Origin of the sequence: Psychromonas aquimarina ATCC BAA-1526 (assembly GCF_000428725.1) — a bacterium.
GTDB classification, from domain to species: domain Bacteria; phylum Pseudomonadota; class Gammaproteobacteria; order Enterobacterales; family Psychromonadaceae; genus Psychromonas; species Psychromonas aquimarina.
In genome coordinates this window covers 1-26,620 of sequence record NZ_KE386791.1, presented here as the reverse complement: position 1 = coordinate 26,620, position 26,620 = coordinate 1, and the positions used below count along the sequence as shown (strand labels likewise).

Here is a 26,620-nt window from a genome sequence, read left to right as displayed (position 1 = left end):
CTAAGCCAGCTGACCTGCAGAATCAGGCAAAAGTCGGCAGCAGTGCCCGGATCCCGTCAATAAACATTTGTACCGACATGATCAGCAGCAGCATGCCCATCAGCCGTTCCAGGGCCGCCAGACCTTTGACTTTAAGAATTTTATATAACAGCGGAGAGAAAAGCAGCACCAGTGAGGCCAGCAGCCAGGCAAGAAAAAGAGAGATAAACAGCCCGCCTGCATGCTCTGTATTGGTTTTTGCTAAAACCAGTAGTGTTGCTAAGGCGGCCGGCCCGGCAATCATCGGCACAGCAATCGGTACAACCAGCGGCTCATCCCCTTTTTTAGCGGCAAATATATTTTCACCACCGGGATCAGGAAAGATCATTTTCAGTGCAATAACAAAGAAAATAATGCCGCCTGCGATGGTAATCGCCTGGGTTTCCAGATGAAATATACTTAAAAACCTTTCTCCAAAAAACTGAAAAGTCACTAAAATAAAAAATCCGATCAGCATCTCTCTGATAATGATTTTAGAGTGGCGCTGTTTATCGACATTTTTTAAGATGCTCAGCAGCAGAGGCACATTTCCGAAAGGATCCAGGATAAAAAAGATCAGGATAGCCGTTGACAGTACTGGAAATGTGTTTTCCATAATAAATATTCCTTATCAGTAAGTTTCGGCAGACTATCTCATGAAGTAACAGTAGATAACAGCCCGTTTAACTTACAAAACTGTTTCACTAGAGTCCGAGCACATTTAGTGAATATTAATACTGACCGCGGCCGTGATCTTAGCCGGGTTAAGCTTGTAAAGGTAAAATGATATTAAAACAGGGCCCGCTGCGGCCGTCGGAAATATACACACGCCCCTTATGCTGCTTTATTATCTGTTTCACAATCGCTAAACCTAAACCATGGCCGCCGCTTTGCCGGTCCCGCGACTTTTCCAGACGAATAAAGGGTTCAAATATTGCCTCACGATCTTCAAGCGGAATAACCGGACCGTCATTTTCAATGCTGATATGGACTTCTGAGAGCGATTTATGGACTGCTATTCTCACCTCTGACTGCGCATATTTATAACCGTTACGGATAATATTACTCACCGCCCGCTGAAACGCCCGCACTGCAATCGGCACAATGCACTGCCCGGCAGTTTCTAAGATAAGTTTTTTATCTGTTTCAAACTGCAGATGATGCAGCTGCGCATCCAGCAGAGAGTGAATATCTGTTTCCTGCAGGGTTAAATGAGTATCAAGGCGTTCCATCTTAGCAAAATGCAGCAGCTCTTCCACCATACTGCACAACTCGTTAAGATCCCCCTGCATGCCTTCAAGATAGGGCATCTGTTCAGGACGAACGCTGGAATCATCGAGCATATCCAGATTACACTGAATACGAAAAATCGGTGTCCTGAACTCATGGGCAACCGCGTTGGTTAAATTACGATTACTGCGGATAAGCTGGCCGATACGCTCCGCCATAAAATTCAGAGTCGAATTGAGATTTCCCACCCGGCGCACAAAACGGGTAGACGCCCTGGCATCAAGATCCCCGTCCGCAAAAGCAATACAGACTTTTTCCAGATGACGTAACCGCCGGCTCAGAGCAAACAGGACAATAAATGTAATCAATGCCAGCGCGGCACAAATCTCCAGCAGCGTCAGAAGTTCCAGCCGACTGTCTTCCTGCCAGAATGGCGACTGCAGATCTAATTCAACTTTATATATATGCTTTTCATTACCAAAAGTAAAATAAGCGAGCAGGTCGTCAACATCTTCTACAGCCAGCTTTTCAGATATAACTTTTTCTTTTAATTCACTGCTTAGTGCAGGATCTGTATCTTTATATACAGTCAGCTTAAACTGCATCAGCTGCATATAATTTTGTAAAGCCTGTTCGGCGTAATCCTGATCATGACTTAAGGCTATTTCATTAAGCAGATAACTAGTTGCACTGATATCCTGCTTGAGGCTTTGTTCATCCCAATGATCAGAAGAAAAAAGCTCCGACTGATCCATTACGATAACAGTAAAAAAAAAGGTCACTACAATAAAAAGGTAAGTGAGAATAAACAACTTCTTCATAGGTTATCCTTAAACATTACCAGCGCTCAGGTACAAACAGGTAACCTTTACTTCTTACGGTAATAATTTTTCGCGGCAATGCCGGATTGTCGCCCAGTTTTTTACGCAGTATAACCACTTTATTATCTATGGTGCGGTCGATACCGTCATATTCAATACCGCGCAGTGTTTTAACCAGATATTCTCGAGACAGGACTTCTTCGGCATGGCTGGCCAGCAGCCACAGCAGATCGAATTCACTGCTGGTCAGTTTAATATCGACATCAGCAAGGCGGCACTGTTTACGCTGATTATCTAAATGCAGATCGCCAAAATTGATATTTTTACTGATCGGAGCCGCTGTTTTCTCTTCGTTACCTCTTCGCAGAAGCATTCTCAAACGCGCCAGCAGCACCCTCGGCTGCACGGGTTTATTCACAAAGTCATCTGCCCCCATTTCCAGCGCCATCACTTGATCTAAATCGTCTTCACTGGCGGTCAAAAACAAAATTTTTCCATGATATAAAGATTTAATCTGCCGGTAAATAGTAAAACCGTCGGCATTAGGCAGCATTAAATCGAGAATAACGATATCCGGCTGCTGCGCAATAATAACAGCAGCGGCATCCGCGCCGTCATTGATACAGGTAACATCAAAATGGTTATTGTGCAGATAACTGCTCAGCAGCTCACAAATCTTCTGGTCATCTTCAACAAGTACGGCTGTAGTATTGGTCATATGTTCCTAGGGTATAGCAGTTTATTAGAAAGCAAACTTAACATTGTTTGCCCAGTATAATCCATTCGCACCAGGCAAAACCATACAAACCCGTACAATGCAGTACAAAGCCGGACAGACTGCAGTAATCAAAGCCGTTAATATGCCTCCATCAACCACTTGCAAAGAAACTATTAAGGATAAAATAATGAAAAAATATTTACTGACTGCAGTATGTGCTGCCGGCGTTATTGGACTAACAGGTTGTTCCGGCCACCGTACAAACGAAGAAACTTTTACAACACATGCGGAAAGCTTCAATATCTTGTTTTTACAAATCCCGCCGTCAGATACGCAGACACGTGCATTAGCCCTTGCCCCTGAAGGTGCAAAAATTGAAACCATCACCACTACCCCTAATGATGTAACCTCAGTAAGCGGTGTATTAAACCGTATTATCGGTGTAGATAGAACCACTATCAACGGCTCTATCGACAAGGAATAAACCTGCCTGCTGTATAAGTTTCCCTAAGCTTTAAATGACCTTCTAATGCAGTCACGTAGTGATTGAAGGTCATTTTTACTATTGCCAAATAAAGCGCCTCCCACAGTTGTTAATAAAAAATAATGCAATGCGGTTCAAATTGTTTTTACAATAACTCTATTATCCATGCCCCATAGATATATATAATCATCACTATATTTACCCTGTTAATGTAAATTTAGACTTATGAGAAGCTTTAATGGAAAAAGAGATAAACCTGGCTGATATTAAAGCCTTTGTACTGATTGCACAGCAGGGCAGCTTTACGAAAGCTGCCGACATTCTCGGATGCTCCCGCTCGCATCTGTCCAAACAGTTAAATCAGCTGGAAACACAGTTAGGTGTGAAATTAATTGCCAGAACTACCCGCTCACAACGCTTAACTGACTTAGGTAAACAGTTTTTTGACTCTTGCTTACTCTCGCTGCAGGGCATCAACCAGGCGGTTGCAGCTACTGTTGATAATGCGCAGAAACTGCAGGGAAATATCAATATCAACAGTGTCGGCGGTATTATCGGCGAAGAGATCATCTGCTCTATGATTAATGACTTCCTTAAGCAGTACCCGGATATTAGCGTTAATTTAGATTTCAGCAGTCAAAGAGTGGATCTGATTGAAGATGAATTTGATCTGGTATTCCGCATGGGTGAACTGCAGGATTCAGGATTAATCGCCAGAAAGTTAATGGATATTCCCATTGATACTCTGGCCAGTCCGGCTTACCTGCAGAAAAGCGGTTACCCTGAACATCCGAAAGCTCTACAAGAGCACCAGTGCATTACCGGCTCTATTAATCACTGGCATTTTCATCATATAAACGATCCACAGCTGCAGGTGGAAGCAGCAATTAAAGGAGCGTTTCGCTGTAAAAGCGGACGCGCTATGCTAAACAGTGCAAAAGCAGGTAACGGTATCGTTCGTTTACCTCGGCTTTACTGCAGCAGTGAAATAGATAAAAAACAACTAGTTCCAGTATTTAGCGACTGGGAAATCCCTTCTACTCCGTTTTTTCTGCTTTATCAGCAGGATAAGTATCAACCTGCCAGACTGCGGGTTTTTATTAATTTTGTGGTTGACAACTTTGCTGCTTATACAGGTCGCACTGAGTGCTAAACACCTGAATACAAACAGCTCAAGTTTACTGTTAAGATGCCGACAAAGTGCTTATCCTCCTTTCAAGGCGATACTTATGGAAAAAATGACCATTACAATCAGTCCTTCTTTTAGCGAATACCGGCAGCTGCAGAGTGTTTCGGCTCAAACGGCTCCTACAGAAGAAAACAGATCTGCTTCACAAGCTGCTTCTGCACCGGGTGATCAGGTTGAAATCTCTAAGGAAGCGCAAGAAAAAAATATGCAGAATAAAAACCAGCAGGCATTACGAAAAATAGCGGGGAAAGGACAAACAGAAAAAACCGAAAAATCAGCGTCTGAACAGCTGGATCAGATGATCACTTCACTACAGGAAAAAATCGCAGCACTCATTCAGGAACTGTCCAGTCTAAGGGGCAAAGATGATCCGCAGTCAGTTCAGAAAAGCAGATCAATGGAAGTTGAATTAGCCTCGTTAAATGCCCAGCTGATGGAGCTGTTACAACAGAAATTAGATGCGTCGCAGCAGGGATCATAACAGGAACAGGGCTTAACAGTCTTGCTTAAAACCAGCTAAAGTTTTAATCTATTTCAGAAAAGTCACAGGGAGTTGTAAACAAAGGGATAATCATCAATTTAAAGAGGTAATAACAGATGCTTAAGCACGACATTCAACTAGTACTTTTTGATTTAGGCGGTGTACTGGTGCAGCTTAACGGCCTGCCCTTTGAAACACAGTGGTTTGAAGATCCCTCCCGGCTTCCGAATCTACACCAATGGGACCATTCACAAGTAGTCACCAAGTTTCAAACCGGCAAAGCCAGTGCTTTAGAATTTGCTCAGTTTACCATTGCAGAATTTTCCTTAGATACCAGCGCAGAAAACTTTGTTGATACCTTTACAAAATGGCCAGGCCCGTTGTTCCCCGGCGTTTTCCCTCTGATTGAAAAACTCAAAAAACAGACCAAAATTGCAATTTACTCCAATACCAATAGTCTGCACTGGTCAAGATTAATGCAGGAGATGCAGCTGGCTAAGCTTTTTGAACACTGTTTCGCTTCCCACCAGATAGGTTTTGCTAAACCGGATCCCGATGGTTTTATCTATGTCGCTAATGAATTAAATCTTGCTCCTGAAAATATTCTCTTTCTTGATGATAATCCGGGGAATATCGCCGGTGCACAAAAACAAGGCTTTATAGCCAGGCAGGCTCAGGGACTAGAAGAAGTAAAGCAGCATCTTATTGAATTTGGATTTAATGTAACTTAAACAGCTTCGCATATACAAGCATCAAACAGCTAATTTGATGCTTGTTTTAATAATCGCTTTAACTTCCACTCCCTGAAAGATAACAGATTATATTATGAAATACGGCAGCCTCAGTACTGACATTTCGATAACCATGCACCTGATCTGCCTTAAACTTCACTACCTCTCCTGAACTCAAAGGCAGCCATTTATTATCCAGAAAATACTCCATTTCTCCTTCAGTCACCAGAATATGTTCAATTACACCGTTTTTATGTGCTTCTGACATCTGCTCATGATCCGGCGCTAAGGTTAATGAAAAAACCTCCATTTTTGTAACAGGATCAAAAGCAAACAGAGTGGAGATAGCGATACCACTTTCTGTCTGCAGACCGTTTTTCTGCTCATCACTGCTGAAAAAATAGGACAGAGGTAATTCAAAACCTGTTGCTATTTTCCATAACCTAGCCACTGTCGGGCTGGACTCGCCGCGTTCGATCTGTCCGAGCATCGCTTTAGAAACTGCGCAGTACTTACTTGCTGTATCAAGACTCCAGCCCCTTACCGTACGGGCTTTTTTCAGCTGTTTTGCCAGAGTATTGTTTAGATTTTCACTCATATTTACCTTGTGCGTTATAACATACAATGTTAAGTTGTGCGCAATAACGCACATAATAAACAGATTATGGAAGTATTTATGTCTTTGGTCAATTATTACTTAAGCCCTATCGCAGCCGGATTTATCGCAGTGCTGATCGGCTTTGCCAGCTCAGCTGCTTTAATCTATCAGACAGTACTTACTTTAGGCGGTGACGCTTCGCTGGCCGCCGGCTGGTTATTAACCCTGGGATTATCTATGGGTGTAACTTCTATAGGTTTATCGCTTTATTACCGCATTCCACTATTAATCGCCTGGTCAACTCCCGGGGCAGCCCTGCTTATCTCAACTGGGCAAGGGTTTACCCTTAATCAGGCAGCGGCGGGATTTATCTGCTCAGCTTTACTCATTTTTATCTGCGGCATCAGCGGTTTGTTTGAAAAATTAATTACGAAACTGCCCTTTCATCTTGCATCGGCATTACTGGCGGGTATTCTGCTTAACTTTGGCATTGACGTTTTTAACCAGATGAACGCACAGCCGCTGCTTGTAGCTGTTATGTTTATCACCTATTTATTAGCCAGACAGCTGTTTGCAAAATTTGCCATGATACTGGTACTGATAATCAGCATTCTGTTCGCGTGGCAGGCGCAGTGGCTCAGCAGCGCAGATCTTAACTGGCAGTCGGCGGCTTTTAGTTATACCTCGCCAGAGTTCAGCTTTGAAGTACTGCTTAATATTGGACTGCCGCTGTTTATTGTCACTATGGCGGCACAAAACCTGCCCGGTATTGCAGTATTAAAAGCTCATAACTATCCCGCACCAGTATCGTCAATCCTCACCGTTACCGGCTTAACAAATTTACTAACAGCTCCCTTTGGTGGTTATGCTCTTAATTTAGCAGCTATCACAGCGGCTGTATGTATGACAGAAGATATAGATAAAGATCCCGGACAGCGTTATCGAGCAGCAGCCGCTGCGGGTCTGTTTTATATCATAATGGGATTATCCGCCGGTTATTTAATGGTTATCTTTGCAGGTTTACCCGATGCTTTAATTTATGCATTAGCCGGTATTGCTTTATTCGGCACGATCAAACAAAGTATTTTACAGGCACTCAGCAGCGCAGACAGCCGCTGTGAAGCATCAATAATTACTTTTCTTGTCACTGCTTCAAACCTGACATTATGGGGATTAAACTCAGTATTATGGGGCTTGCTGGCGGGCTGTTTGATAATGCTGATACAGCGTACTACAAGTGCTTCTCCAGGCATCCTGAAAAGCTTAATTTTTAAGATAAGGTTTTAATAACATCAGCCAGCTGTTTACCATATTTGCGTACTCGTCAACACAGAACTCGGCACGCTCTGCTGAGAAGCCAAGCTGCCTGGGCATCTCGGAATAGCTGTGCGGATCACTGCCGTAAACATGGCATAAGGTAGTATAAAAACGCTGTGCATCAAGACTATGCTCATCCCATAAATCTTGTTCTTCAATTATCTCGCTGTCCATGCTTTCCAGATCAAACAGCTCGGCAGCACTGATCGCAATTTCTGCACCGTCCTCAAAATATTCTATCAGCAGCAGTACAGCTAATGAATCAGCAGCATCCTCCTCTTTGCCGACAATCGGCAGCTCATACATGGATATCAGCGCATGGGCAAGTTCATGAAAAAGAGTATGCATCAGCACATCTGAGGTCGCGTCTTCAATACTTACACCTGTTTCAGCGTATTTTACCGCTTTAAAACGACTGCTAATCTCATCAATAAACAGGTATGGAATAAGAATTTCATTTGTTTCAGGGTCAAACAACGGTCCCTCTTCTCCACCAAAAACAATATTCAGCGGCCTGCTCAACTTAAATGTATCATTGCTTAAGGCAGCCATAGACTCAACGGTATCTGAGACCTGCAGCTGTTTTTGTATAGTTGTTTCCAGTGCATTAACAGGAGCTTCATAAACAACCACAGCAGTCTCTTTAGCGTAAGCTGTGCTGATAAAAAAAGCACTGCATAGAAAAGTAATCAGCGGTTTTATTCGAGACATCATAACTCCATTTAAACATCACGTTGAAATATTAGTATAAACCAAAAAAAATCCGCATTACCTAAATAATGCGGACATTAATTACTGCAGAAGAGAATGATCCGGCGGCAGGTGCTTCATAATCCAGAGAACTAACTTATGACGAATATTTGCCGTTGTTTCATCTTCCTTGCTTAACGGTGAAACAAGCTTATCCTGCACTAACAAACGGTAAATACACTCCTGCTTATCTTTTGCTGATGTCGTACCGTCGATACCGACATAACCGCGCTTCAGTGCGTAGGCTGCGCCTAATTTTGTTGCATGCTGTAATAATTGAGATTCATTTTTAATTTTTTTCATGTCTTCCCCAGCTTTTTTAGATAATAAATATCCTACTGATTTATAGAATAAATGCAGTGATCAACTCTTAATTTTTTAAGCACTTAGGCGTTCAATAAAGCCAGTACGGCAGTTTCATCCATTATCTCGATCCCTAAATCCTGTGCTTTAGTCAGCTTCGAACCGGCTGCTTCACCGGCAACAACTGTAGTGGTTTTTTTCGACACACTGCCCGCAACTTTTGCGCCTAAAGCCTGCAGCGCAGTTTTAATATCACTGCGTGACATTTTATTGAATGAACCTGTGATAACAAATATCTTCCCCGACAGAGTTAATTCACTCTCCTGAATATCTTCAATAAGCGGCCAGTGAATACCTGCGTCAATCAGACTGCTGACCACCTCTATATTATGTTCCTGACGGAAGAAGTAATAGATATGCTTAGCAACAATTTCACCAACATCGGAAACACTTTTCAGATCTTCAACACCGGCATTTTCAATCGCTTCGATGGTTTTATAGTGGTTAGCTAAATTATTTGCAGTCGCTTCACCAACTTCACGAATACCTAATGAATATAAGAAACGTGCCAGAGTGGTTTTTTTACTGACCTGCAGGCTGTTAACCAGCTTCTTCGCAGAAACTTCACCCATTCTCGGCAGAGATGAAATCTGCGCGGCAGTTAAGCTGAACAACTGCGCCGGATCCTGGATCATTTTTTCGTCCACCAGCAGTTCAACCAGCTTATTACCTAAACCGTCAATATCTAAAGCTTTACGTGATGCAAAATGTTTAATAGCTTCTTTACGCTGCGCTTCACAGTATAAACCGCCCGCACAGCGTATCGTGGCTTCCCCTTCGATACGCTCAACAGTGCTTTCACAAACCGGACAGACAGCCGGAAATTCAATTTCCCGGGTGATCTGCGTTTCACGTTTATCGACTAATACGCGCGCAACCTGCGGAATAACATCCCCAGCGCGGCGTACTACTACCTGATCACCGATCAATATACCTAAACGTTCGATTTCATCTTTATTATGCAGGGTTGCATTAGACACAGTCACGCCGCCGACAAAAACAGGTTTTAGTTTAGCAACAGGCGTAATAGCGCCGGTACGCCCTACCTGAAACTCGACGTTTTCAACCTCGGTAACCGCCTCTTCTGCCGGAAATTTATAAGCGGTCGCCCAGCGCGGTGCCCGTGCTACAAAACCTAATTTTTCCTGCAGGCTGATATCATCAACTTTATAAACAACACCGTCAATCTCATAGGCTAAACCGGGACGTTTTTCCTGAATGGCCTGATAATACGCATGACAGTTACTTTCACCAGCAACGCGTTTTACTTCTTCGGAAACAGGCAGTCCCCAGCCTTTGAGCTGCTGAATACGCTCAAACTGACTGCCTGCTAAATCACCTTCAAAGACACCAACCGCATAACAGTAAAATGCTAAAGGGCGAGCGGCGGCCACTTTTGAGTCAAGCTGACGTAAACTGCCGGCAGCGGCATTACGCGGGTTAACAAAGGGTTTTTCACCGGCTTTAATCAGACCTTCATTTAATTTATTAAAACCGGCTTTAAGCATAAACACTTCACCGCGCACTTCTAATAACGGCGGGATATTTTCACCGCGCAGCTTAAGCGGAATATTAGCAATGGTTTTAACATTTTCCGTTACGTTCTCACCGGTCTGACCGTCACCGCGAGTCGCAGCCTGCACCAGCAGACCGTTTTCATAGATAATGCTGGCGGCTAAACCGTCAAGTTTGGGTTCGATACAAAATGCGGTTTCAGCAAGAGATGATTTATCCATGGCACGCTGCATAAAGTCGTTTAACGTCTGCTCTTCAAAAACGTTATCCAGACTGAGCATAGGCATCCGGTGGGTAACCTGTTCGAATTTGCTCAGTGCTGCTCCGCCGACTTTCTGCGTTGGAGAGTTAGCTGAAATCAGATCGGGATTTTCCTGCTCTAGTTTTTGTAATTCCTGGAAAATACGATCATATTCGCTATCCGGCACACTTGGGTGATCAAGTACATAATACTGGTAGTTATATTCTTCTAATAAGGCGCTTAATTCTTTAATCTGATTTTTGACTGTCATGCTTGTACCAGCTGGTTAAAAATTTTAATTATAAAAAAACCTCGTTTAACGAGGTTTTGTATGTTCAGTTAAGTTTACCATACTGCTGTTAAATATAATGTAATAAACGCTCATGGTAATTTCTGAACTGCTGCTCGGTTAACGGTTCACGCTCTGCATTTAAAACTAAACAGTCAAACTCTTCAGCAATCTGCTCAACCGCGGTTAACATCATATCAAATGCTTCTTTTACATTAATATCATTATTCGGTACCGTTAAGAAAAACGATACGCCTTCAGAGTTAAACTGCTCCATATCTTCAGGTTCAAAGATACCGGGCGCCATCATATTTGCAATGCTGAATAAAACCGGCCCGGTGCCGTCGGAATGAAGGTGACGATGAAAAATAGACATTTCACCGAAACGAAACCCTGCCGTTAAGAAAAACTGCAGCAGTTCATGACCGCGTAAACGCGCTTCTCCTTTTGCAACAACATTAAAGATAAAGATATCCGGCTCTTGAACCTGCCCTTTTTTCGCTTCCTGAGGTTTAACAGCATGCTCAACCGTTTCATCCGCAGCTTCGGCGGCAGCATCCGCCTGCACCTGAGTTTCTATCTTCTCACTGTTTTGATCGAAAGCCTGAATTTCTCCCTGCTCCACTTCTAAAGCAAGTTCATGCTGCACTTCTGTACTTGGCTCGTCCGCAGCGCTGTCAACTGTTTGTGTATCAAAGGAAACTTTTTCATCCTGCTCTGCAGGCCGCGAAAAATTGATCTGAGGCTCTTTGTCATCATCTAAAGCCACCGAGAAATCAATGCTCTGCTCAGCACTGTCCGGCTTTTCGCTGATAATTCTTACATCACCAATAATGCCGTCCTGCGTTTCCGGCGTTGTAGTTTTCTCAGAAAAAATATCTGTTTCAGCTGCATTTTCAACCGCCTGCATTTTTTCTTTACGACTGAGAAGATATCCATGAATTAAAACAGCTGCGATGGCCAGTAAACCGATAACAATTAAGATAGGTTGAAAATGTTGCATTATTTTTTCTCTTGATTAACAAAATGAAAATTGAGCCCCGTATCCTCGGAGATATGTCCAATAAACTACCTTGAATAAAGCAAAGCGTCTATATATTGCCTGCTTTTTTTTATAAAATTGTTAGTCATTAATACAAACGCGAGATTTTTATACATATATTAGCGTAGAATCGTTTCATTCATAATTTCACAAGAGCTACCTATGTTACCAAATACGCTTGTTAAGCAGCCGCTTTCCGGAATCGGCTACCTGCTCAAAGGGATGAAACTGCTGAGTCATCCTAAACTGCGGCTGTTTGTTTTAATCCCGCTGTTAATTAATATCCTCATTTTTGCCGGTGCCTTCTGGTTTTTATTCACATCAGTTATGGACTGGATAGACGGTTATATTGCCGCATTACCGGACTTTTTAAGCTGGCTGTCTTATCTCTTCTGGCCTATTTTAGTCATTTCCATTTTATTTGCATTTTCATTTATTTTTTCAACCGCCGCTAATATTATTGCGGCGCCGTTTAACGGCCTGCTTGCTGAAAAAACTGAAAACTTACTGACTAACGAGCGCCTTAATGACGATGGTTTTACTGATCTGTTGAAAGATCTGCCGCGCATTTTTAAACGTGAAATGCAGAAACTCGGCTACTTTTTACCGCGTATGCTGCTCTGTTTTGCTTTGTATTTTATTCCGGTATTCGGCCAGACGGTTGCGCCTTTTATCTGGTTTATATTTGCCGGCTGGATGATGGCTGTTCAATATGCCGATTTCCCTTTCGATAATCACAAAATACCCTTTAAAACCATGAAAAGCGCATTAAGCAGACGTTTAGGTAAAAACCTGACCTTTGGTATGCTGGTTAGTTTTTTCACTACTATACCTGTGGTGAACTTTGTCATTATGCCGGTGGCGGTATGCGGTGCGACCGCTTTCTGGGTAGATGTTTATAAACAGGAGTTATTAAGCAGCGGGAAACATACAGCGTAACAGCTGCGCTTACTCTACAACCCGGCTTTCTGGGTAGATGTTTATAAGCAGGAATTATTAAACGGCGGGAAACAGATAGCACAAGAGTAAAAGTTTCAATGACTCCACCAGCTCCTAGTGGAGTCATTTTTTATAGTAAAATTAAATACCAACCACGCCGAGTTTATTTAATAAAAACAGCATAGCAAAGGTCACCAGTAAACCTACAGCACCGATAATTACCCCCACTTTAAGCATCTGCGTATTTTTGAAATGGCCGGATGCATAAGCTAAAGCATTAGGCGGCGTACTGATCGGCAGAGACATGCCTAATGACGCAGAAAAAGTGACCGCAAGAATCAGCACCACCTGACCGCCAAAGGGGACTAACGAAGTCATCGATGCCCCTAATGCAGCCACCAGAGGAAGGATCAGATTCGCAGTTGCTGTATTGGACATAAAGTTAGCCATCACCAGACACATCATAGATGCGCCGACAATCAGCACTAATGGGTGGAAGCTGTCAAAGGGAATAGCATTAACTGCATTAGCCGCCAGTCCGGATTTATCCAGCGCGACACCCAGTGCGATACCGCCTGAAACCAGCCATAAAACATCCCAGGAAATATTCTTTAAATCTTCCTTGGTAATAATTTTAAACATGGAAAATATCGCCACCGGCAGCATGGCTACCACATAAGCACTCATGCCGTGCGCCCCGCCTAATAACCATAATAAAATAGTTGATGCAAAGGTGACATAAACTAAATAAGCTTTCGGTGTTTTTAAAAACTGCCCTTCTATATCCAGATGGATGCTTTTAGTTTTTGCCGGAAACAGCTTGTTTAATAATATCCAGGCAATCAGAAGCATCACAACAACAAAAGGTACGCCTATTACCATCCACTGCGCAAAGCTGACACTGTATTCATCCACTAGATATTTCAAGGCGACTGCATTCGGCGGCGTACCGATCGGAGTTGCAATACCGCCGATATTGGCGGCCACCGGCACCGATAAAGCAAATGCAACTTTACCAATATCTTCTTTGGCAAACAGAGCAATTACCGGGGTTAAAATTGACAGCATCATAGCCGTAGTTGCGGTATTACTCATAAACATAGAAAAGACCGCGGTTATCATCATAATACCGAGCATCACATATTTAGGACTTTTACCAAAAGGACGTAATAATACCCGTGCTAAATTCACATCTAAGCGGTATTTAGTGGCCGCCATAGCTAAAAAGAAGCCGCCTAAAAAAAGCATAATAATCGGTGAAGCAAAGGTTGCCATAATGGTGCTCTGTTTAATCAGCGGTCCCTGTAGTTCCGGGTGACCGTTGGTGGCAAACCATAAACCGTTATCAGAAATAAGCAGCAGTTCAAAAACAATAATTAATACCGACGTGGCATAGATTGGAATCGGCTCAAGTACCCAGCAAAGAGCCGCCATAACAAAAATGGCAATAACACGCTGTTCTACCAGCGTTAATCCGTCAATACCGAAACTATCAGATGGAAGCAGAAGAATAATCAAAGGCAGGACAACAGGCAAAATATACTTTAAATATGGCTTTATCATTAGCACTCCTTTGCCGTAAGCAAACCCTCCTGAGTGCTCAGGAAGGCTTAAGGGTTACTTATGGCAGTATTATTGAGAACGGGCAGGTCACTATTATTTAATTAAACGATACAGGGTCGGCGGATCCAGTTTTTCTATGTAGTCTTCGTACTCTAAGCCTTTTTCGACAATATACTCAGTCAGCAGCTCTTTCACTGTCTGTAACAGCTCCTGCGGATCCCATACTTTTTCTAAAAAATTGTCCAGCTTGGCATTATTAATTGCACGAATAGTATCGGCTTGTGTGGCAAGGCCGGTTAGCAGCAGTTTTTTCGTTCCTAGAAAACGGTTATCTAAAGCGACTTCCGTCAGCAGCTCCACCCCGGACTTCTCAGGCATAACGTGATCGGAAATAATCACCCCGACATATTCCTGCTGCGCATCAAGCTCTTCCAGAAGCTCCTCACATTCAAAAGCAGATTCACACTCTTCTATATTAAACATGTCGGCAAAGTATGCGAGATCCCGGCTGACAGACTCCAGTACCTCGCGTTCGTCATCGACACAAATTATATTTATTTTATCCATAAGTCCCCATTAAAATTAAATTTTGAATAATTGTTTACAGCTGGTTATTTACAGCTGGTTAAGTACATAGAGCATTGCATAAGTAATCAACAGTCCGACAATGCCGAGTACAACACCTACCTTTGCCATCTGCCTGGTTTCAATATGCCCTGAAGCATAGGCAAGTGCGTTCGGCGGTGTACTTATTGGTAATGACATACCCAGTGACGCGGCAAATGTAACTGCCAGAATCAGCATCACTTCCCCGCCGTAGGGTAATAATGAATGCATTGATGCCCCCAGCGCGGCAACCAGTGGTAACAGTAAATTGGCTGTTGCTGTATGTGACATAAAATTCGCCATTAATAAGCACAATGTCGATGCCCCGGCAATTAACAGCAGAGGATGAAGTTCAGCAAATGGAATCGCTTCGATGGCATTAGCGGCCAGACCTGATTTATCCAGGCCGACACCTAACGCAATACCACCTGAGACTAACCATAAAACATCCCATGAAATTTTCTTTAAATCCTCTTTAGTTATGATTTTAAACATAGAAAAGACCGCAACCGGAATCAAGGCAACAACATAAGAATTCATGCCGTGCAGGCCGCCCATTAACCACAATAGAATGGTGATCACAAAAGTGACGTAAACAGTAATAGCTTTCGGCGTTTTTAAGAAGCGTCCTTTGATATTAAGATTGATTTCTTTAATGGAAGCAGGGAACAAAGTAGTCAGTAAAAGCCAGGCAATAAACAGCATCACCACCACAAACGGCACGCCGAACAACATCCATTCACCAAAGCTGATGTTATTCTCATCCACTAAATATTTCAGGGCAACTGCGTTAGGAGGAGTACCAATAGGGGTACCGATACCGCCGATATTGGCGGCAACCGGGACTGACAGGGCAAAGGCCACTTTACCTAAATCGTTACGTCCGAAAAGTGCAATAACCGGCGTTAAAATTGACAGCATCATAGCTGTGGTTGCCGTGTTGCTCATAAACATGGAGAAAACAGCAGTGATCATCATTAAGCCGAGCATAACAAACTTGGGATTTCGCCCGAAAGGTTTGAGTAAAACACGCGCCAGATTGACATCTAAGCGGTATTTAGTCGCGGCCATAGCTAAAAAGAACCCCCCCAGGAAAAGCATAATAATCGGTGAAGCGAAGGTGCCCATCAGGGCTTTATGACTGATTAAATGGCCCAGTTCCTGTGGAGATGCGGCCTTGGTAAACCATAAACCTTTATCGGAGACTAACAGCAGCTGTAAAACAATAATTAACACTGAAGTAGCATAAATAGGAATCGGCTCTAGCACCCAGCACAGGGCGGCCATAACAAAAATGGCAATAATCCGCTGCTCAACTAAAGTCATTCCGACAATACCAAAACTACTGGCGGGTAATAACAAAATTATAAAGGGTACGAGAACAGGTAACAGATATTTTAAATATTTTTTCATCATCTGGCTTCTTATTGTTGGTATTTTAATGACGATACCCGTTACCAATCAAAATGCATTTATCAGTCGCCAGCTCGGACATCAATACAAGGCGCAGTATGATGACAATGGCTAGCCCTTATCGAATGCTGCAACGCAGTATTGGTTTTCGAGCTGGCGACCCGCAGGGCAAACCGTAAGGCAATCATAGTCGCTGTCTTTCGAGCGATTCACTTCGTGATTCCTCTATCGACATTGATTAAATGCAAGCATTTAACAATTAGTTGTGAAGTCTCGATTTAACCCGTTAGATCTTCACCTTCACGCCTAGAATCTGTTCACCTTACGCCTTGCTGATTTTTGCATCTTGAATGATAACGGGTATATCAACCTGAAGTTGATTTTCCTCTTACACACAACAAATAATATGAATTAGATCAAGCAGATAAAAAAAAGCCTTTCTGAATTATCAGAAAGGCAAAGTGGATCACGCTAATTGCACAGCAATTATTGCGAATATTACTGCGCTAACGCTTTAGATACTTTTTCGTACAGATCCAGAGATAAATCATCTAGTTTAAGCAAACGATTCAACTGGGTTTTCATTAATTCAACACGCTGTGAGTCCAGGCGTTTAAACTGAATAAGCGGGGTAATTAAACGTGCCGCCACCTGCGGGTTCTGACTGTTTAATTTAATCAGCTGCTCAGTTAAAAACTCATAACCGCTGCCGTCGGCCGCATGGAAATAATATGCATTATTCTGTACAAAGGAGCCGACTAATGCGCGTAATCGATTCGGGTTACTAAAATCAAAACTGCGGTGACTAAACAGCGCTTTGATATTATCCAGCACCTGAGCATTCGGCAGACTGGCCTGCAGACTAAACCATTTATCCATAACCAGTCCGTTTTCAAACCACTTATCATCAAAGTCTGCCATGACACTTTCGCGGCAGTCAAGCTGCCCGCTGTTGGCTGCTGACAGAGCACCGAGATGATCGGTCATGTTATTGCAGTTACTCAGCTGCTTAATCACTAAATCATCTGCTAACTGCGGATCTGCTTTACTAATATAGGCCAGCGCCGTATTTGCCAGTTTACGCTTAGCGATATCGGCGCTATCCGGCTGATATTCACCACAAACCTGATGCTTATCATAAGCATCAACAAACTCATCTTTTAATTGTGCGGCCAGATGCTTAAGCATAAAATCACGCGCCTGATGCAGCGCTTCAATATCAACTCGCTCAAATAACTCCATTGCCCCGCTTTCACTGATAAAATCGAACATATCTGCGATTAAAGCCGGATCCACAGTGTCATTAACTAAAACAGCTTTAAAAGCATCAGTAAATACTGCCGGCAGCGCTAAGCTCTGCTCTGCCTGCAGACGCTGCACATTTTTAAGCAGATATTTATTAAATAAAGTCTGTCCGGCATCCCATGATGAAAACTCATCACTGGCAAAAGCCATTAAATGCTGCAGCTGCTGATCGCTGTAGGCATACTGATACTTAACCGGGGCAGAAAAACCGCGGAAAAGACTCGGCACCGGCTTGGCTGCAATATTTTTATAAACAAAGGTCTGCTCTTTATGGGTCAGACTAAGTACGCTGTTAGTTTTACCATCACCTAAATCCAGTGCCGTACCGCTTTCATCAAGCAGTTCAATATCAATAGGGATATGTAAACTCTGTTTAATATGCTGATCCGCAGTGGGCAGATTCTTCTGTTTAAAGGTTATCTGATAAGTCTGCGATGCACTGTCATAATGATCGGTCACATTTACCTGCGGTGTACCCGACTGTGAGTACCAGCGTTTAAACAGTGATAAATCAATACCGCTGGCATCTGTCATTGCGGCCACAAAATCATCACAGGTCACTGCCTGCCCGTCAAAACGTTCAACGTAGAGCTTCATGCCCTTCTGGAAGTTTGTCTCGCCGAGCAGGGTATGCATCATGCGGATCACTTCCGAGCCTTTGTTATACACAGTGACAGTATAAAAGTTATTCATCTCCATCACTGATGCAGGACGAATCGGGTGCGCCATCGGCCCGCCGTCTTCAGCAAACTGATGGTTACGCATAATTTTAACATTAGCGATACGGTTAACACTGCGGCTGCCCAGATCTGAACTGAACTCCTGATCGCGGAATACCGTTAAACCTTCTTTTAAGCTTAACTGGAACCAGTCACGACAGGTAATGCGGTTGCCGGTCCAGTTATGGAAATACTCATGACCGATAACCGCTTCAATCCCTAAATAGTCCTGGTCTGTTGCACTTTGAGAGTTGGCTAAAACAAATTTTGAATTAAAAATGTTCAGGCCTTTATTTTCCATGGCACCCATATTGAAAAAATCAACCGCCACAATCATGTAGATATCTAAATCATATTCAAGGTTAAAGCGCTGCTCGTCCCATAACATGGACTTTTTCAATGACAGCATAGCATGTGCGGTTTTATCTAGATTGCCTTTATCAACAAACAGTTCTAAAGCAACGGAGCGGCCGCTCTTTGTTGTATAGCTGTCAGTTAAACAGTCAAACTCACCGGCCACTAAAGCAAACAGATAAGCCGGTTTAGGGAAGGGATCGCCCCAGCTCACCCAGTGGCGGCCGTTATCTAAATCGCCCTGATCAATACGGTTACCGTTGGACAGCAGTGACGGATAAAGGTTTTTATCTGCTGTTATTTTGGTGGTGAATTTAGCCATCACATCGGGACGGTCTAAATAATAGGTAATACGACGGAAACCTTCCGCTTCACACTGGGTACAGAATGCTTCACCCGATTTATATAAACCTTCAAAGGCTTTATTGGCTGCCGGATTAATTTCAGTATTAATTTCTAATTTAAACTCATCGGGCAGCTGATTAATCTGCAGTCCGCCTGAAACTAATTCAAAATCAGCATAGGACTTGTCATTTACTAAAATTGAAACTAACTTCAGCTGCTCGCCGAATAAAAACAGCGGTGCGGCGCTTTTATTACTGCGGCTGATATGACTAACAGCTTTAACCTGCGTACATTCATCAAACAGATCAAATTCAAGATCTAATGTACTGACAGCGAAATCACAAGCACGATAATCACAAAGGTGCTTTTCCTGCGGGTTTTTCTGTGTAACTTCTTCGATAGAGGCAACTTGGCTCATTTTTATACACTCTTATTATGCTGTAAATTGGAATTTATTCGGGACCAGCCCTTTACTGTTTGCTTCTGCCGGCAGCTGTTTTACGGTGCTGTGATTCACTAGTATAAACTGATAACGCAGCGGCATAAAAATAGTCCGACCTTCTGGACAAGCTGCGCTTTATCATTATTTTAAACAACTGCCCTTTTTCTTCTCGCCTTAATCAAAATACTTTTTTATTCAGCAGAAACAAGCTCTCTAATATACAAGAAGCGCTGCCGATTGCTAAGCCCTTAATAACAGTATTTATTAAATAATCAGCTCATCCGGGCATGTTTCCTCTGCGTACTGTTATAAATACCTTATATTATGCTCAACTCTGCAGTGCTAAGGACATATTAATCACCCCCTCTTCAATATCCCGCTCAACAGAAAAACCGAGTTTTTTAGCCAGAGTCGCCATGCCGACATTGGAGAGCATTGTCATGCCGGTTAAATAAGTTGTACCTTTAGTTTTCTGGTAGTTAATCAGTTTATTTAACAGGATATTACCCAGCCCTAAGCCCTGCAGATCAGAGCGCACAATCATGGCAAACTCCGCTTCACGATTATCCGGATCAATTGAAGCGCGGATCACCGCTAAGGTTTCCTGGTTTTTATGCTTATCCAGACGAACCGCAATAAATGCCATTTCCCGCTCATAATCAATCTGGGTTAAAATCGCCATCTCTTCATGGGTCATTTTACCGCGCTGCGAGAAATAACGTTTATAACGATCTTCTTCTGTTAATGCGGCGTCAAATACCTGGTGGCGTCCTTCATCCTCTGGGGTAATTGGACGGATAAGAACGGTCTGACCATTTTTTAATTTAGTATTCTCTTCCAGATGTTTCGGATACGGACTGATAGCAAACTGATTAAGGTAACCTTCAGCGGCAAGCGACAGCTGCATTTGGCCGTCTAAAATAGTGACCTTATCGGCGCACACCAGCACCGGGTTTAAATCCAGATCTTTGATTTCAGGGTTGTCCATTAACATCTGCGAAATCTTGGTCAGCATTAAACACACGGCATCCATATTAAACTCCTGAATGCCGCGCTTGATCTGAATTTTTTTATCGGCAATACCCTGAATCATCAGATAACGCGCCAGGGCCAGATTTAACGGCGGCAGCGCAACAACCGCATTTTCCAGGGTTGTGTGTAAATCGCGGGCATCACTCTCCTGAGAAACAGCAATCACCGGGCCGAAAATCGGATCCTGTTTAATCATCACTCTCAGCTCTAAACCTAAGCCGCCGGCAAGCATCTTCTGCAGAGTAAAACCGCTTAAGCGCGCCTGCGGTAAAAAAGCGGCAACCCGCTGCTTAATTTCAGTTAAAGCCAGTTTCAATGCCTCCCGGCTGTTAATATTAAGCATCACACCATGAACCTGCGATTTATATTCAATATCCGGAGAATTTATTTTCACCGCTAATGGAAAACCAATCACAGCCGCTTTCTGCAGTGCCTCTTCGCTGCTGTTTACCACCACGGTTTCAATAGTATTAAGATGATAGGCTTCTAATATCGGTTTGGCCTGATAGGTGTTAAGGCGGGCGGACAGAGACTGCGGATTAACATTTTGGCTAATGCACTCTGCCGCTGCTTTAATATCATAAACAAGATGATCCGGAATACTGGCGGGGGTTTCCATCAGCAGTTTTTTGTTACGACGGTACTGCACCAGATGCATAAAAGCGGTTACAGCGCCTTTCGGGGTTCTGAATGTCGGAATTTTTGCCTGGGCAAATAAAGCGCGGGCAGGTTTAGCAGCCGCTTCTCCCGTCCAGTTGGTTAAAATATTAATCTGCTTACGCCTAGGATGTTTACTGATCACATCAATAATCGCCCGCGCGCTGTTTTCGCTGTCCGATAATGCCGAAGGTGAATGCATAATTAAAACTGCATCAAGCTGGTCACTGTCCATCAGATGAGTTAACGCCGCGGCATAGCGCTTAGGATCTGCATCTCCGATCATATCGACAGGATTATTATGCGACCAGTTACTCGGCAGACAGCTGTCTAGTTTAGCCAATAGCTCTATATCAAGCTCAGCAAGACGGCCGCCCATTGCCGCCAGATTATCCACCGCTAAAATCCCCAAACCGCCGCCGTTAGTAATAACCGCTAAACGTTCGCCGTGCAGATGGCTAGAATAAGCAAGCGTTTCAACAGCGGCAAAAAGCTCATGCAGATCATGCACCCGCAGCATACCGGCACGTTTAATAGCTGCATCATAAACGCTGTCATGACCAAATCGGCCGTTACTGTGTAAAGCAGCGGCTTTGGCTCCTATTAAAGAACTGCCCGATTTAATCACTAATACCGATTTATGCTGTGAAACAGCACGGGCGGCCGATAAAAAATCACGTGCATCTGCAATGCTGTCGACATATAACAAAATCGATTTAGTCTTTGTATCCCGCGCCAGATAGTCTAATAACTCAGCAAAACTGATATCCTGCGCATTGCCTAGAGAAACAAAAGCTGAAAATCCGATCTGTTTACTGTTTGCCCAGTCCAGCACTGTTGTGCATACAGCAGCAGACTGGGAGACAAATGCTATATTACCTTTTAAAGCGCCGCAGTGAGCAAGGCTGGCATTTAAGTTCGTATGCGGATTAATAATACCTAAGCTGCTCATACCCAGCAGACGAATTTTATACTTCCTTGCCAGCGCGTATATTTCAGCAGCTGTTTTCTGTTCATTTTCAGTGGTCACCACAACAGCAGCTGTGCAGCCTTTTTGACCTAACGCATGCAGAATTTCCGGAATACGAAATTCATTAGTACAGATCACAGCAAGTTCCGGTGTTATCGGAAGCTGTTCGATACTTTTATAAGCTAAGACCCCGTGAACCGAAACATATTTAGGCGTCACCGGCATAATAGGACCGTTAAAACCTTCTGCCAGTAAATTATTCATCACCAGATAACCGGCGCGATGCGGATTAACAGATGCACCGATAACAGCAATTGATCTGGGGTTAAAGAAATGTTTCAACATCTGTAAGCTCATAATAAGGGACCTATTATTTAATAACCTGGGTAGTCACGAAGACGCTTATTCAGTGTACTTGTTAGCTGTATTGTTGACCGAACTTTTTAACTAAAATAAGATGCCTATCATCGAATTATTAAATTGCTCTGATCAGCATAAATTTAATTGCCGCAGCAGAGGGTTAGGCATACACTTCGCCTTTATACCCCAACCACCTGAACAAGCAGATTCAAAGCTTAATCCGGGTATACCTATTTGAACTATTCATTCGGAGTTTTCGTGACCTACTCACAAGAAATCAGCAAAATTCTCAAATTATCTATTCCCATCTTTTTTGCACAGTTTGCGCAGACAGCAATGGGTTTTGTTGATACCGTCATGGCCGGTGGTGTCAGTGCCAACGATATGGCGGCTGTTTCCATTGCAGCCAGTATCTGGCTGCCCTGCATTTTATTCGGCGTCGGTATATTAATGGCATTAATACCGCTTACAGCGCAGGCACACGGCGCGCAGCAGACCAGCCTGATCCCGCAGACCGGACAACAAGGCATTTATCTGGCGCTAATGCTGTCACTGCCGATTATGGTGGTTTTATATAATGCCAGCGCCATTGTTAACTATATGGATATCGAGCCGGCATTAAAAGAGATCACCACACAGTATTTATATGCCGTACTGGCGGCAGTTCCCGCATTTTTATTATTCCAGGCGCTGCGTAACTATGTAGAGGGTTTATCACTGACCAAACCGGCTATGGTGATCGGTTTTATCGGCCTGTTCACTAATATTCCGCTTAACTGGATTTTTGTCTACGGTAAATTCGGTATGCCTGCGCTGGGCGGTGCCGGGTGTGGTGTTGCAACCACCATAGTATACTGGGTAATGCTGCTGGCACTGCTGATTTACGTTTTATATGCTAAAAAACTGCAGCACTATCAGTTATTCAAATCTTTCAGCAGACCAGACTACACACAAATATGGTCGATCTTTAAACTCGGGCTGCCTGTTGCCATCGCCCTGTTTTTTGAGGTCACTATCTTCGCGGGTATTGCCATGTTAATTGCACCGTTAGGATCTATGATTGTGGCGGCCCATCAGATAGCGATGAACTTCTCAAGCATGGTATTTATGCTGCCTATGAGTGTGGCTAATGCCGTTAGTATCCGCGTAGGTTTTAATTTAGGCTCGCATAATACAGAAGGTGCAAAAAATGCAAGTTATGCCGGTTTCAGCGCAGGCCTAGGATTATCAATAATAACGGCTATATCAACCGTTATCTTTAAAGAAGATATCGCTCAGCTTTATACAAGCAATCCGGAAGTTATCACTTTAGCGGTCACTTTAATGCTGTTCTCAGCAATGTATCAGTGTGTTGATTCAATCCAGGTTGTTGCTGCCGGCGCATTACGCGGCTATAAAGAGATGATGTCGATATTTACCCGTACATTTATCGCCTACTGGGTAGTTGGTTTACCCTTAGGTTATCTGCTGAGCATGACAGATCTGGTAGTTGACCCTCTAGGTGCAAAAGGATTCTGGATCGGTATCACAGTAGGCTTAACTGTTGCGGCGGTTTTATTAGGACAGCGCCTGCATACTGTGCAGCAGAAACTAAGCGCTTAAATTTAAAACTAAAGGCCGCTGTATTTACAATAACAGCGGCCTTTGTTTATACAGCGTTCTAGTTATGACTTAGATTTATCTCTTTCGGCTCTAGAGTGATCACCGCGTTACCGGACGCACCCGGGTAATCCTGATAGGACTGATCCTGCTCAAGAGTATAAAAAGACTCAACATAATCATCGTCGTTAGTCATCCACGACGCCGGTAATGCTTTGACAATCTTACTGGCAAGTTCCAGAAACGGTGCTGCTTCAGGGTAGCCGCCTGCAATCAGCCCTTTCTCCAATACTTCAATCAGCAAAGTCGCCAGCTCCTGATAGTTATAGTTGCTGTCCTGCTCCATCAGTACGACATCAACGGCGCCCCAGCGATAACGGTCCCAGTAAATCCAGGTCTGATTAGGAGAGTAGGTCTGCTCGGAATAATCAAGATAAGGCATATCAACAATATCAACTACCGGTTTATCACGGCTGGGACTAACACCGGCAACAATGGCATAACTTTCCGCTTTACCAAGCAGCCAGGGCTCTGCATCATCATTAAGCCTGATTTTTTTCAAAACAGATGTTTTCAATGTTTGCGGCTCACTGCTCATAGCAGTCATTCGCGCACTTCTAGGAGCCTGCAGGCCAGCGTCCTGCAGAGCTTCATTAACCAAAGCGATTCCTGCGGTATGCGCTTTCTGGGCATTTGCTTCAACCACCAGAACCGGTACGTCCGGCTCTTCATAAACATCCAGGTAAACAGCGTTACCCGCACTGTCGAAAGCTTCAACCGCCGACCACTCACGTTCATTTCCAGACGGGACATAAGCAATTAACACCTCTTCCCCCGCTTTAACACGATCGATCATATCCGGAGTAGCCAGACGCATCTGCATCAAATCATCAGTACGGCCCTCTAGACCCAAACGACTTACTGTTCTTTGATCTGCCTCATTAGCCAGTGTCTGAACTGCACTGACAGAGCGGCGGCTGCGTCGCTGTTTAAGCAGATTGTGTAATGAAGACTGGTAATTCTCATTAGCCAGCTTAGGTAATAGTTGTTCGGCTTTTAACGCCAGTGAACGGGCAAGTTCTCGATCTGCATCTGCCGCATTAGCAGTTACAGAAAAAAACATTAAGCCGCTCAAAGCCAGGGCCGACATCACCTTATTAAGTCTCATTGTAGATATCCTTATTTTTAATTTTTATAAAATATCAAGAGAAGCTAAACCTATGAAAACACAGGTACAACATAGATTTACAGCACTCTTTAATATTAATCATCGAATCTGATGATAACCTAGGCGATTATCAGCATTAATCGAAAAAAGAATGCCGAGCTGATCATATTTTGATAATTATTTGAATATCCATATAGATGCTGATCGCATTTTTTACATTGCGTAATCATCAACATACGCTTACAACGTATTGAAATATAAAGCATATAAGTTACGTATAAACGCAAAAGGACAGGCAGGATAAATCACTGTTATTAAACAACTGTGAATGTAATTAAAATAACTATAAATGTTATCATTCTAGGAACAGAATAATTGCTGTTTTAACATTTAAAATCATCACGTTATGGTCAATTAGAGTGTATTTAATTTGATTGTTTTAGTATTTGAAACTGAAGTTAAGTATAAAGTCCCTTAAATCATAGGGTTGCAAATAAGTATTAGATACATATTTTATATGTCTATTTTATTTATAGCGCTATAATTATCAGCAGCTTTACACTATTATCGCAATTAACAAGATTTAAACCTCAAGGATGAAAACAGAACTAAGTAACAAGCTGAATCAGAGAGGATATAATGAATCGATGGTATGACAAATATGAAGTACTGGGAAAAAGGCTGGATGCATTTAATGAAATGGATCAAAAAGTCATGGATCCACTTTTAAAGGGTGTGATGGATCTGGTCAAAGAACATGATCCGAGCCTGCTTTGTTATGAAAAAACATTTGATTTCCCCCTTTCACTGTACCGCCGACGCTGGTACGACAAAGACCCCTACCTTTGGCTGATGTTCAACACCTTAAAAGAAGCCGATATTGTTCTGTTGAAATCTGTCGAGGAATACCTTGTCCAAGAGATGGACAAAGATAAGTAAGCAGCGCCTTAATATCTCCGCTGCATTTAATAAAGGAGCTGTTCAGCTGTCTCTTGATCACAAGTCAGATTCAAGAGACTTCGCTAGCTCATAACCTTCAAGGATGGTTTGTAATTTAAACCATCCTTGCCATAGCACCTTGACAGATGCGCGCCCCGTTCGCTTTGTATCTTTCCAACCGCCCAGCTTTGCTAATTCACTATAAGCCCACCTCATATTGGGAACGGTATCTGGAAGCTTAGTCTTTACCCTTTTTAACCAAAGTAATTTCCATGCCTTTGTTGATAATATTTGCTCGCAACTTGTACTGTCAGCTTGTTCATTGGCAAACTTAAGCTGAAGTAATCTCGTTGCAATAAACCCATTGATAGTAACCAGTCTTTCCATATTATCTTTACTTTGCAGCCTTAAGCTTTCTATAT

At 43.1% G+C, this 26,620-nt stretch carries 22 protein-coding genes and 1 pseudogene; 8 read left to right on the top strand and 15 right to left on the bottom strand.

What is annotated here, in order from left to right:
• Positions 1-22 precede the first annotated feature (22 nt).
• The 3 genes from G337_RS0119600 to G337_RS0119590 form a co-directional block, all read right to left on the bottom strand.
• Positions 23-634 carry a MarC family protein gene (locus tag G337_RS0119600; RefSeq protein ID WP_028865341.1) on the bottom strand — a complete coding sequence of 204 codons (612 nt, stop codon included), beginning with the start codon at positions 632-634 and terminating at the stop codon, positions 23-25.
• 148 nt (positions 635-782) lie between these two features.
• The gene (locus G337_RS0119595; RefSeq protein WP_028865340.1) at positions 783-2,069 is read right to left on the bottom strand and encodes an ATP-binding protein; all 1,287 of its coding nucleotides are present in this window, start codon (positions 2,067-2,069) and stop codon (positions 783-785) included.
• Between the two features lie 16 nt (positions 2,070-2,085).
• Positions 2,086-2,787 carry a response regulator gene (locus G337_RS0119590; RefSeq protein WP_028865339.1) on the bottom strand — a complete coding sequence of 234 codons (702 nt, stop codon included), beginning with the start codon at positions 2,785-2,787 and terminating at the stop codon, positions 2,086-2,088.
• A gap of 187 nt (positions 2,788-2,974) precedes the next feature.
• On the opposite strand from G337_RS0119590, the gene G337_RS0119585 reads away from it, so the two are divergent.
• The 4 genes from G337_RS0119585 to G337_RS0119570 all read left to right on the top strand — a co-directional run bounded on the left by G337_RS0119585 (position 2,975) and on the right by G337_RS0119570 (position 5,672).
• Complete coding sequence (locus G337_RS0119585; protein ID WP_028865338.1) at positions 2,975-3,271, top strand: hypothetical protein; 297 nt, start codon at positions 2,975-2,977, stop codon at positions 3,269-3,271.
• A gap of 238 nt (positions 3,272-3,509) precedes the next feature.
• Positions 3,510-4,424, top strand: coding sequence for a LysR family transcriptional regulator (locus G337_RS0119580; protein ID WP_028865337.1), 915 nt, complete (start codon positions 3,510-3,512; stop codon positions 4,422-4,424).
• Between the two features lie 76 nt (positions 4,425-4,500).
• On the top strand, positions 4,501-4,941 hold the full coding sequence (locus G337_RS0119575; RefSeq protein WP_028865336.1) for a hypothetical protein: 441 nt from the start codon (positions 4,501-4,503) through the stop codon (positions 4,939-4,941).
• Positions 4,942-5,057: 116 nt separating this feature from the next.
• On the top strand, positions 5,058-5,672 hold the full coding sequence (locus tag G337_RS0119570; RefSeq protein ID WP_028865335.1) for an HAD family hydrolase: 615 nt from the start codon (positions 5,058-5,060) through the stop codon (positions 5,670-5,672).
• A gap of 58 nt (positions 5,673-5,730) precedes the next feature.
• Here G337_RS0119570 and G337_RS0119565 read toward each other — a convergent pair whose 3' ends face one another.
• Positions 5,731-6,270 carry a helix-turn-helix domain-containing protein gene (locus G337_RS0119565; protein ID WP_028865334.1) on the bottom strand — a complete coding sequence of 180 codons (540 nt, stop codon included), beginning with the start codon at positions 6,268-6,270 and terminating at the stop codon, positions 5,731-5,733.
• Positions 6,271-6,348: 78 nt separating this feature from the next.
• Between G337_RS0119565 and G337_RS0119560 the strand changes: the two genes are divergently transcribed.
• On the top strand, positions 6,349-7,557 hold the full coding sequence (locus tag G337_RS0119560; RefSeq protein WP_028865333.1) for a benzoate/H(+) symporter BenE family transporter: 1,209 nt from the start codon (positions 6,349-6,351) through the stop codon (positions 7,555-7,557).
• Here the strand turns inward: G337_RS0119560 and G337_RS0119555 are convergent.
• The 4 genes from G337_RS0119555 to zipA all read right to left on the bottom strand — a co-directional run bounded on the left by G337_RS0119555 (position 7,534) and on the right by zipA (position 11,748).
• Positions 7,534-8,298, bottom strand: a complete 765-nt coding sequence (locus G337_RS0119555; protein WP_028865332.1) for a DUF4344 domain-containing metallopeptidase — start codon at positions 8,296-8,298, stop codon at positions 7,534-7,536. The two genes, G337_RS0119560 and G337_RS0119555, sit on opposite strands and share 24 nt — an antisense overlap.
• An 81-nt stretch (positions 8,299-8,379) precedes the next feature.
• On the bottom strand, positions 8,380-8,640 hold the full coding sequence (locus tag G337_RS0119550) for a DUF5062 family protein (RefSeq protein ID WP_028865331.1): 261 nt from the start codon (positions 8,638-8,640) through the stop codon (positions 8,380-8,382).
• A gap of 83 nt (positions 8,641-8,723) precedes the next feature.
• Positions 8,724-10,727, bottom strand: a complete 2,004-nt coding sequence (ligA, locus tag G337_RS26890; RefSeq protein ID WP_037028221.1) for an NAD-dependent DNA ligase LigA — start codon at positions 10,725-10,727, stop codon at positions 8,724-8,726.
• Positions 10,728-10,815: 88 nt separating this feature from the next.
• Positions 10,816-11,748 (bottom strand): cell division protein ZipA, encoded by a 933-nt coding sequence (gene zipA, locus G337_RS27950; protein ID WP_028865330.1) that lies wholly within the window; start codon positions 11,746-11,748, stop codon positions 10,816-10,818.
• Positions 11,749-11,949: 201 nt separating this feature from the next.
• Between zipA and cysZ the strand changes: the two genes are divergently transcribed.
• Positions 11,950-12,726, top strand: coding sequence for a sulfate transporter CysZ (cysZ, locus tag G337_RS0119530; RefSeq protein WP_028865329.1), 777 nt, complete (start codon positions 11,950-11,952; stop codon positions 12,724-12,726).
• Between the two features lie 141 nt (positions 12,727-12,867).
• Here cysZ and G337_RS0119525 read toward each other — a convergent pair whose 3' ends face one another.
• The 5 genes from G337_RS0119525 to G337_RS0119495 form a co-directional block, all read right to left on the bottom strand.
• Positions 12,868-14,289, bottom strand: coding sequence for an SLC13 family permease (locus G337_RS0119525; RefSeq protein ID WP_037028219.1), 1,422 nt, complete (start codon positions 14,287-14,289; stop codon positions 12,868-12,870).
• A 93-nt stretch (positions 14,290-14,382) separates the two neighbouring features.
• Complete coding sequence (locus tag G337_RS0119515; RefSeq protein ID WP_028865327.1) at positions 14,383-14,856, bottom strand: response regulator; 474 nt, start codon at positions 14,854-14,856, stop codon at positions 14,383-14,385.
• Positions 14,857-14,904: 48 nt separating this feature from the next.
• The gene (locus G337_RS0119510; protein WP_211235829.1) at positions 14,905-16,311 is read right to left on the bottom strand and encodes an SLC13 family permease; all 1,407 of its coding nucleotides are present in this window, start codon (positions 16,309-16,311) and stop codon (positions 14,905-14,907) included.
• A gap of 495 nt (positions 16,312-16,806) precedes the next feature.
• Positions 16,807-19,449, bottom strand: a complete 2,643-nt coding sequence (gene pepN / locus G337_RS0119505; RefSeq protein WP_028865325.1) for an aminopeptidase N — start codon at positions 19,447-19,449, stop codon at positions 16,807-16,809.
• A gap of 352 nt (positions 19,450-19,801) precedes the next feature.
• On the bottom strand, positions 19,802-22,489 hold the full coding sequence (locus G337_RS0119495) for a bifunctional acetate--CoA ligase family protein/GNAT family N-acetyltransferase (RefSeq protein WP_028865324.1): 2,688 nt from the start codon (positions 22,487-22,489) through the stop codon (positions 19,802-19,804).
• A gap of 261 nt (positions 22,490-22,750) precedes the next feature.
• Here G337_RS0119495 and G337_RS0119490 point away from each other — a divergent pair, with 261 nt between their 5' ends.
• Positions 22,751-24,094, top strand: a complete 1,344-nt coding sequence (locus tag G337_RS0119490) for an MATE family efflux transporter (protein WP_028865323.1) — start codon at positions 22,751-22,753, stop codon at positions 24,092-24,094.
• Positions 24,095-24,152: 58 nt separating this feature from the next.
• On the opposite strand, the gene G337_RS0119485 is transcribed toward G337_RS0119490, so the two are convergent.
• Positions 24,153-25,259 (bottom strand): DUF3103 family protein, encoded by a 1,107-nt coding sequence (locus G337_RS0119485; RefSeq protein WP_028865322.1) that lies wholly within the window; start codon positions 25,257-25,259, stop codon positions 24,153-24,155.
• A 639-nt stretch (positions 25,260-25,898) separates the two neighbouring features.
• Here G337_RS0119485 and G337_RS0119480 point away from each other — a divergent pair.
• Positions 25,899-26,198: a hypothetical protein gene (locus G337_RS0119480; protein ID WP_028865321.1), complete on the top strand. Its 300-nt coding sequence runs from the start codon at positions 25,899-25,901 to the stop codon at positions 26,196-26,198.
• Between the two features lie 57 nt (positions 26,199-26,255).
• On the opposite strand, the pseudogene G337_RS26880 reads toward G337_RS0119480, so the two are convergent.
• Positions 26,256-26,620, bottom strand: a pseudogene (locus G337_RS26880) (IS4 family transposase); the annotation flags it as partial.

Bases quoted from the DNA above. Each gene is read 5' to 3' on its own strand.
- cysZ (WP_028865329.1), top strand. From the start codon at position 11,950: ATGTTACCAAATACGCTTGTTAAGCAGCCGCTTTCCGGAATCGGCTAC.
- G337_RS0119510 (WP_211235829.1), bottom strand. From the start codon at position 16,311: ATGATGAAAAAATATTTAAAATATCTGTTACCTGTTCTCGTACCCTTT.
- G337_RS0119580 (WP_028865337.1), top strand. From the start codon at position 3,510: ATGGAAAAAGAGATAAACCTGGCTGATATTAAAGCCTTTGTACTGATT.
- G337_RS0119585 (WP_028865338.1), top strand. From the start codon at position 2,975: ATGAAAAAATATTTACTGACTGCAGTATGTGCTGCCGGCGTTATTGGA.
- ligA (WP_037028221.1), bottom strand. From the start codon at position 10,727: ATGACAGTCAAAAATCAGATTAAAGAATTAAGCGCCTTATTAGAAGAA.
- G337_RS0119515 (WP_028865327.1), bottom strand. From the start codon at position 14,856: ATGGATAAAATAAATATAATTTGTGTCGATGACGAACGCGAGGTACTG.
- G337_RS0119485 (WP_028865322.1), bottom strand. From the start codon at position 25,259: ATGAGACTTAATAAGGTGATGTCGGCCCTGGCTTTGAGCGGCTTAATG.
- G337_RS0119480 (WP_028865321.1), top strand. From the start codon at position 25,899: ATGAATCGATGGTATGACAAATATGAAGTACTGGGAAAAAGGCTGGAT.
- G337_RS0119590 (WP_028865339.1), bottom strand. From the start codon at position 2,787: ATGACCAATACTACAGCCGTACTTGTTGAAGATGACCAGAAGATTTGT.
- pepN (WP_028865325.1), bottom strand. From the start codon at position 19,449: ATGAGCCAAGTTGCCTCTATCGAAGAAGTTACACAGAAAAACCCGCAG.
- G337_RS0119495 (WP_028865324.1), bottom strand. From the start codon at position 22,489: ATGAGCTTACAGATGTTGAAACATTTCTTTAACCCCAGATCAATTGCT.
- G337_RS0119570 (WP_028865335.1), top strand. From the start codon at position 5,058: ATGCTTAAGCACGACATTCAACTAGTACTTTTTGATTTAGGCGGTGTA.
- G337_RS0119600 (WP_028865341.1), bottom strand. From the start codon at position 634: ATGGAAAACACATTTCCAGTACTGTCAACGGCTATCCTGATCTTTTTT.
- G337_RS0119575 (WP_028865336.1), top strand. From the start codon at position 4,501: ATGGAAAAAATGACCATTACAATCAGTCCTTCTTTTAGCGAATACCGG.
- G337_RS0119555 (WP_028865332.1), bottom strand. From the start codon at position 8,298: ATGTCTCGAATAAAACCGCTGATTACTTTTCTATGCAGTGCTTTTTTT.
- G337_RS0119560 (WP_028865333.1), top strand. From the start codon at position 6,349: ATGTCTTTGGTCAATTATTACTTAAGCCCTATCGCAGCCGGATTTATC.
- G337_RS0119550 (WP_028865331.1), bottom strand. From the start codon at position 8,640: ATGAAAAAAATTAAAAATGAATCTCAATTATTACAGCATGCAACAAAA.
- G337_RS0119595 (WP_028865340.1), bottom strand. From the start codon at position 2,069: ATGAAGAAGTTGTTTATTCTCACTTACCTTTTTATTGTAGTGACCTTT.
- zipA (WP_028865330.1), bottom strand. From the start codon at position 11,748: ATGCAACATTTTCAACCTATCTTAATTGTTATCGGTTTACTGGCCATC.
- G337_RS0119565 (WP_028865334.1), bottom strand. From the start codon at position 6,270: ATGAGTGAAAATCTAAACAATACTCTGGCAAAACAGCTGAAAAAAGCC.
- G337_RS0119525 (WP_037028219.1), bottom strand. From the start codon at position 14,289: ATGATAAAGCCATATTTAAAGTATATTTTGCCTGTTGTCCTGCCTTTG.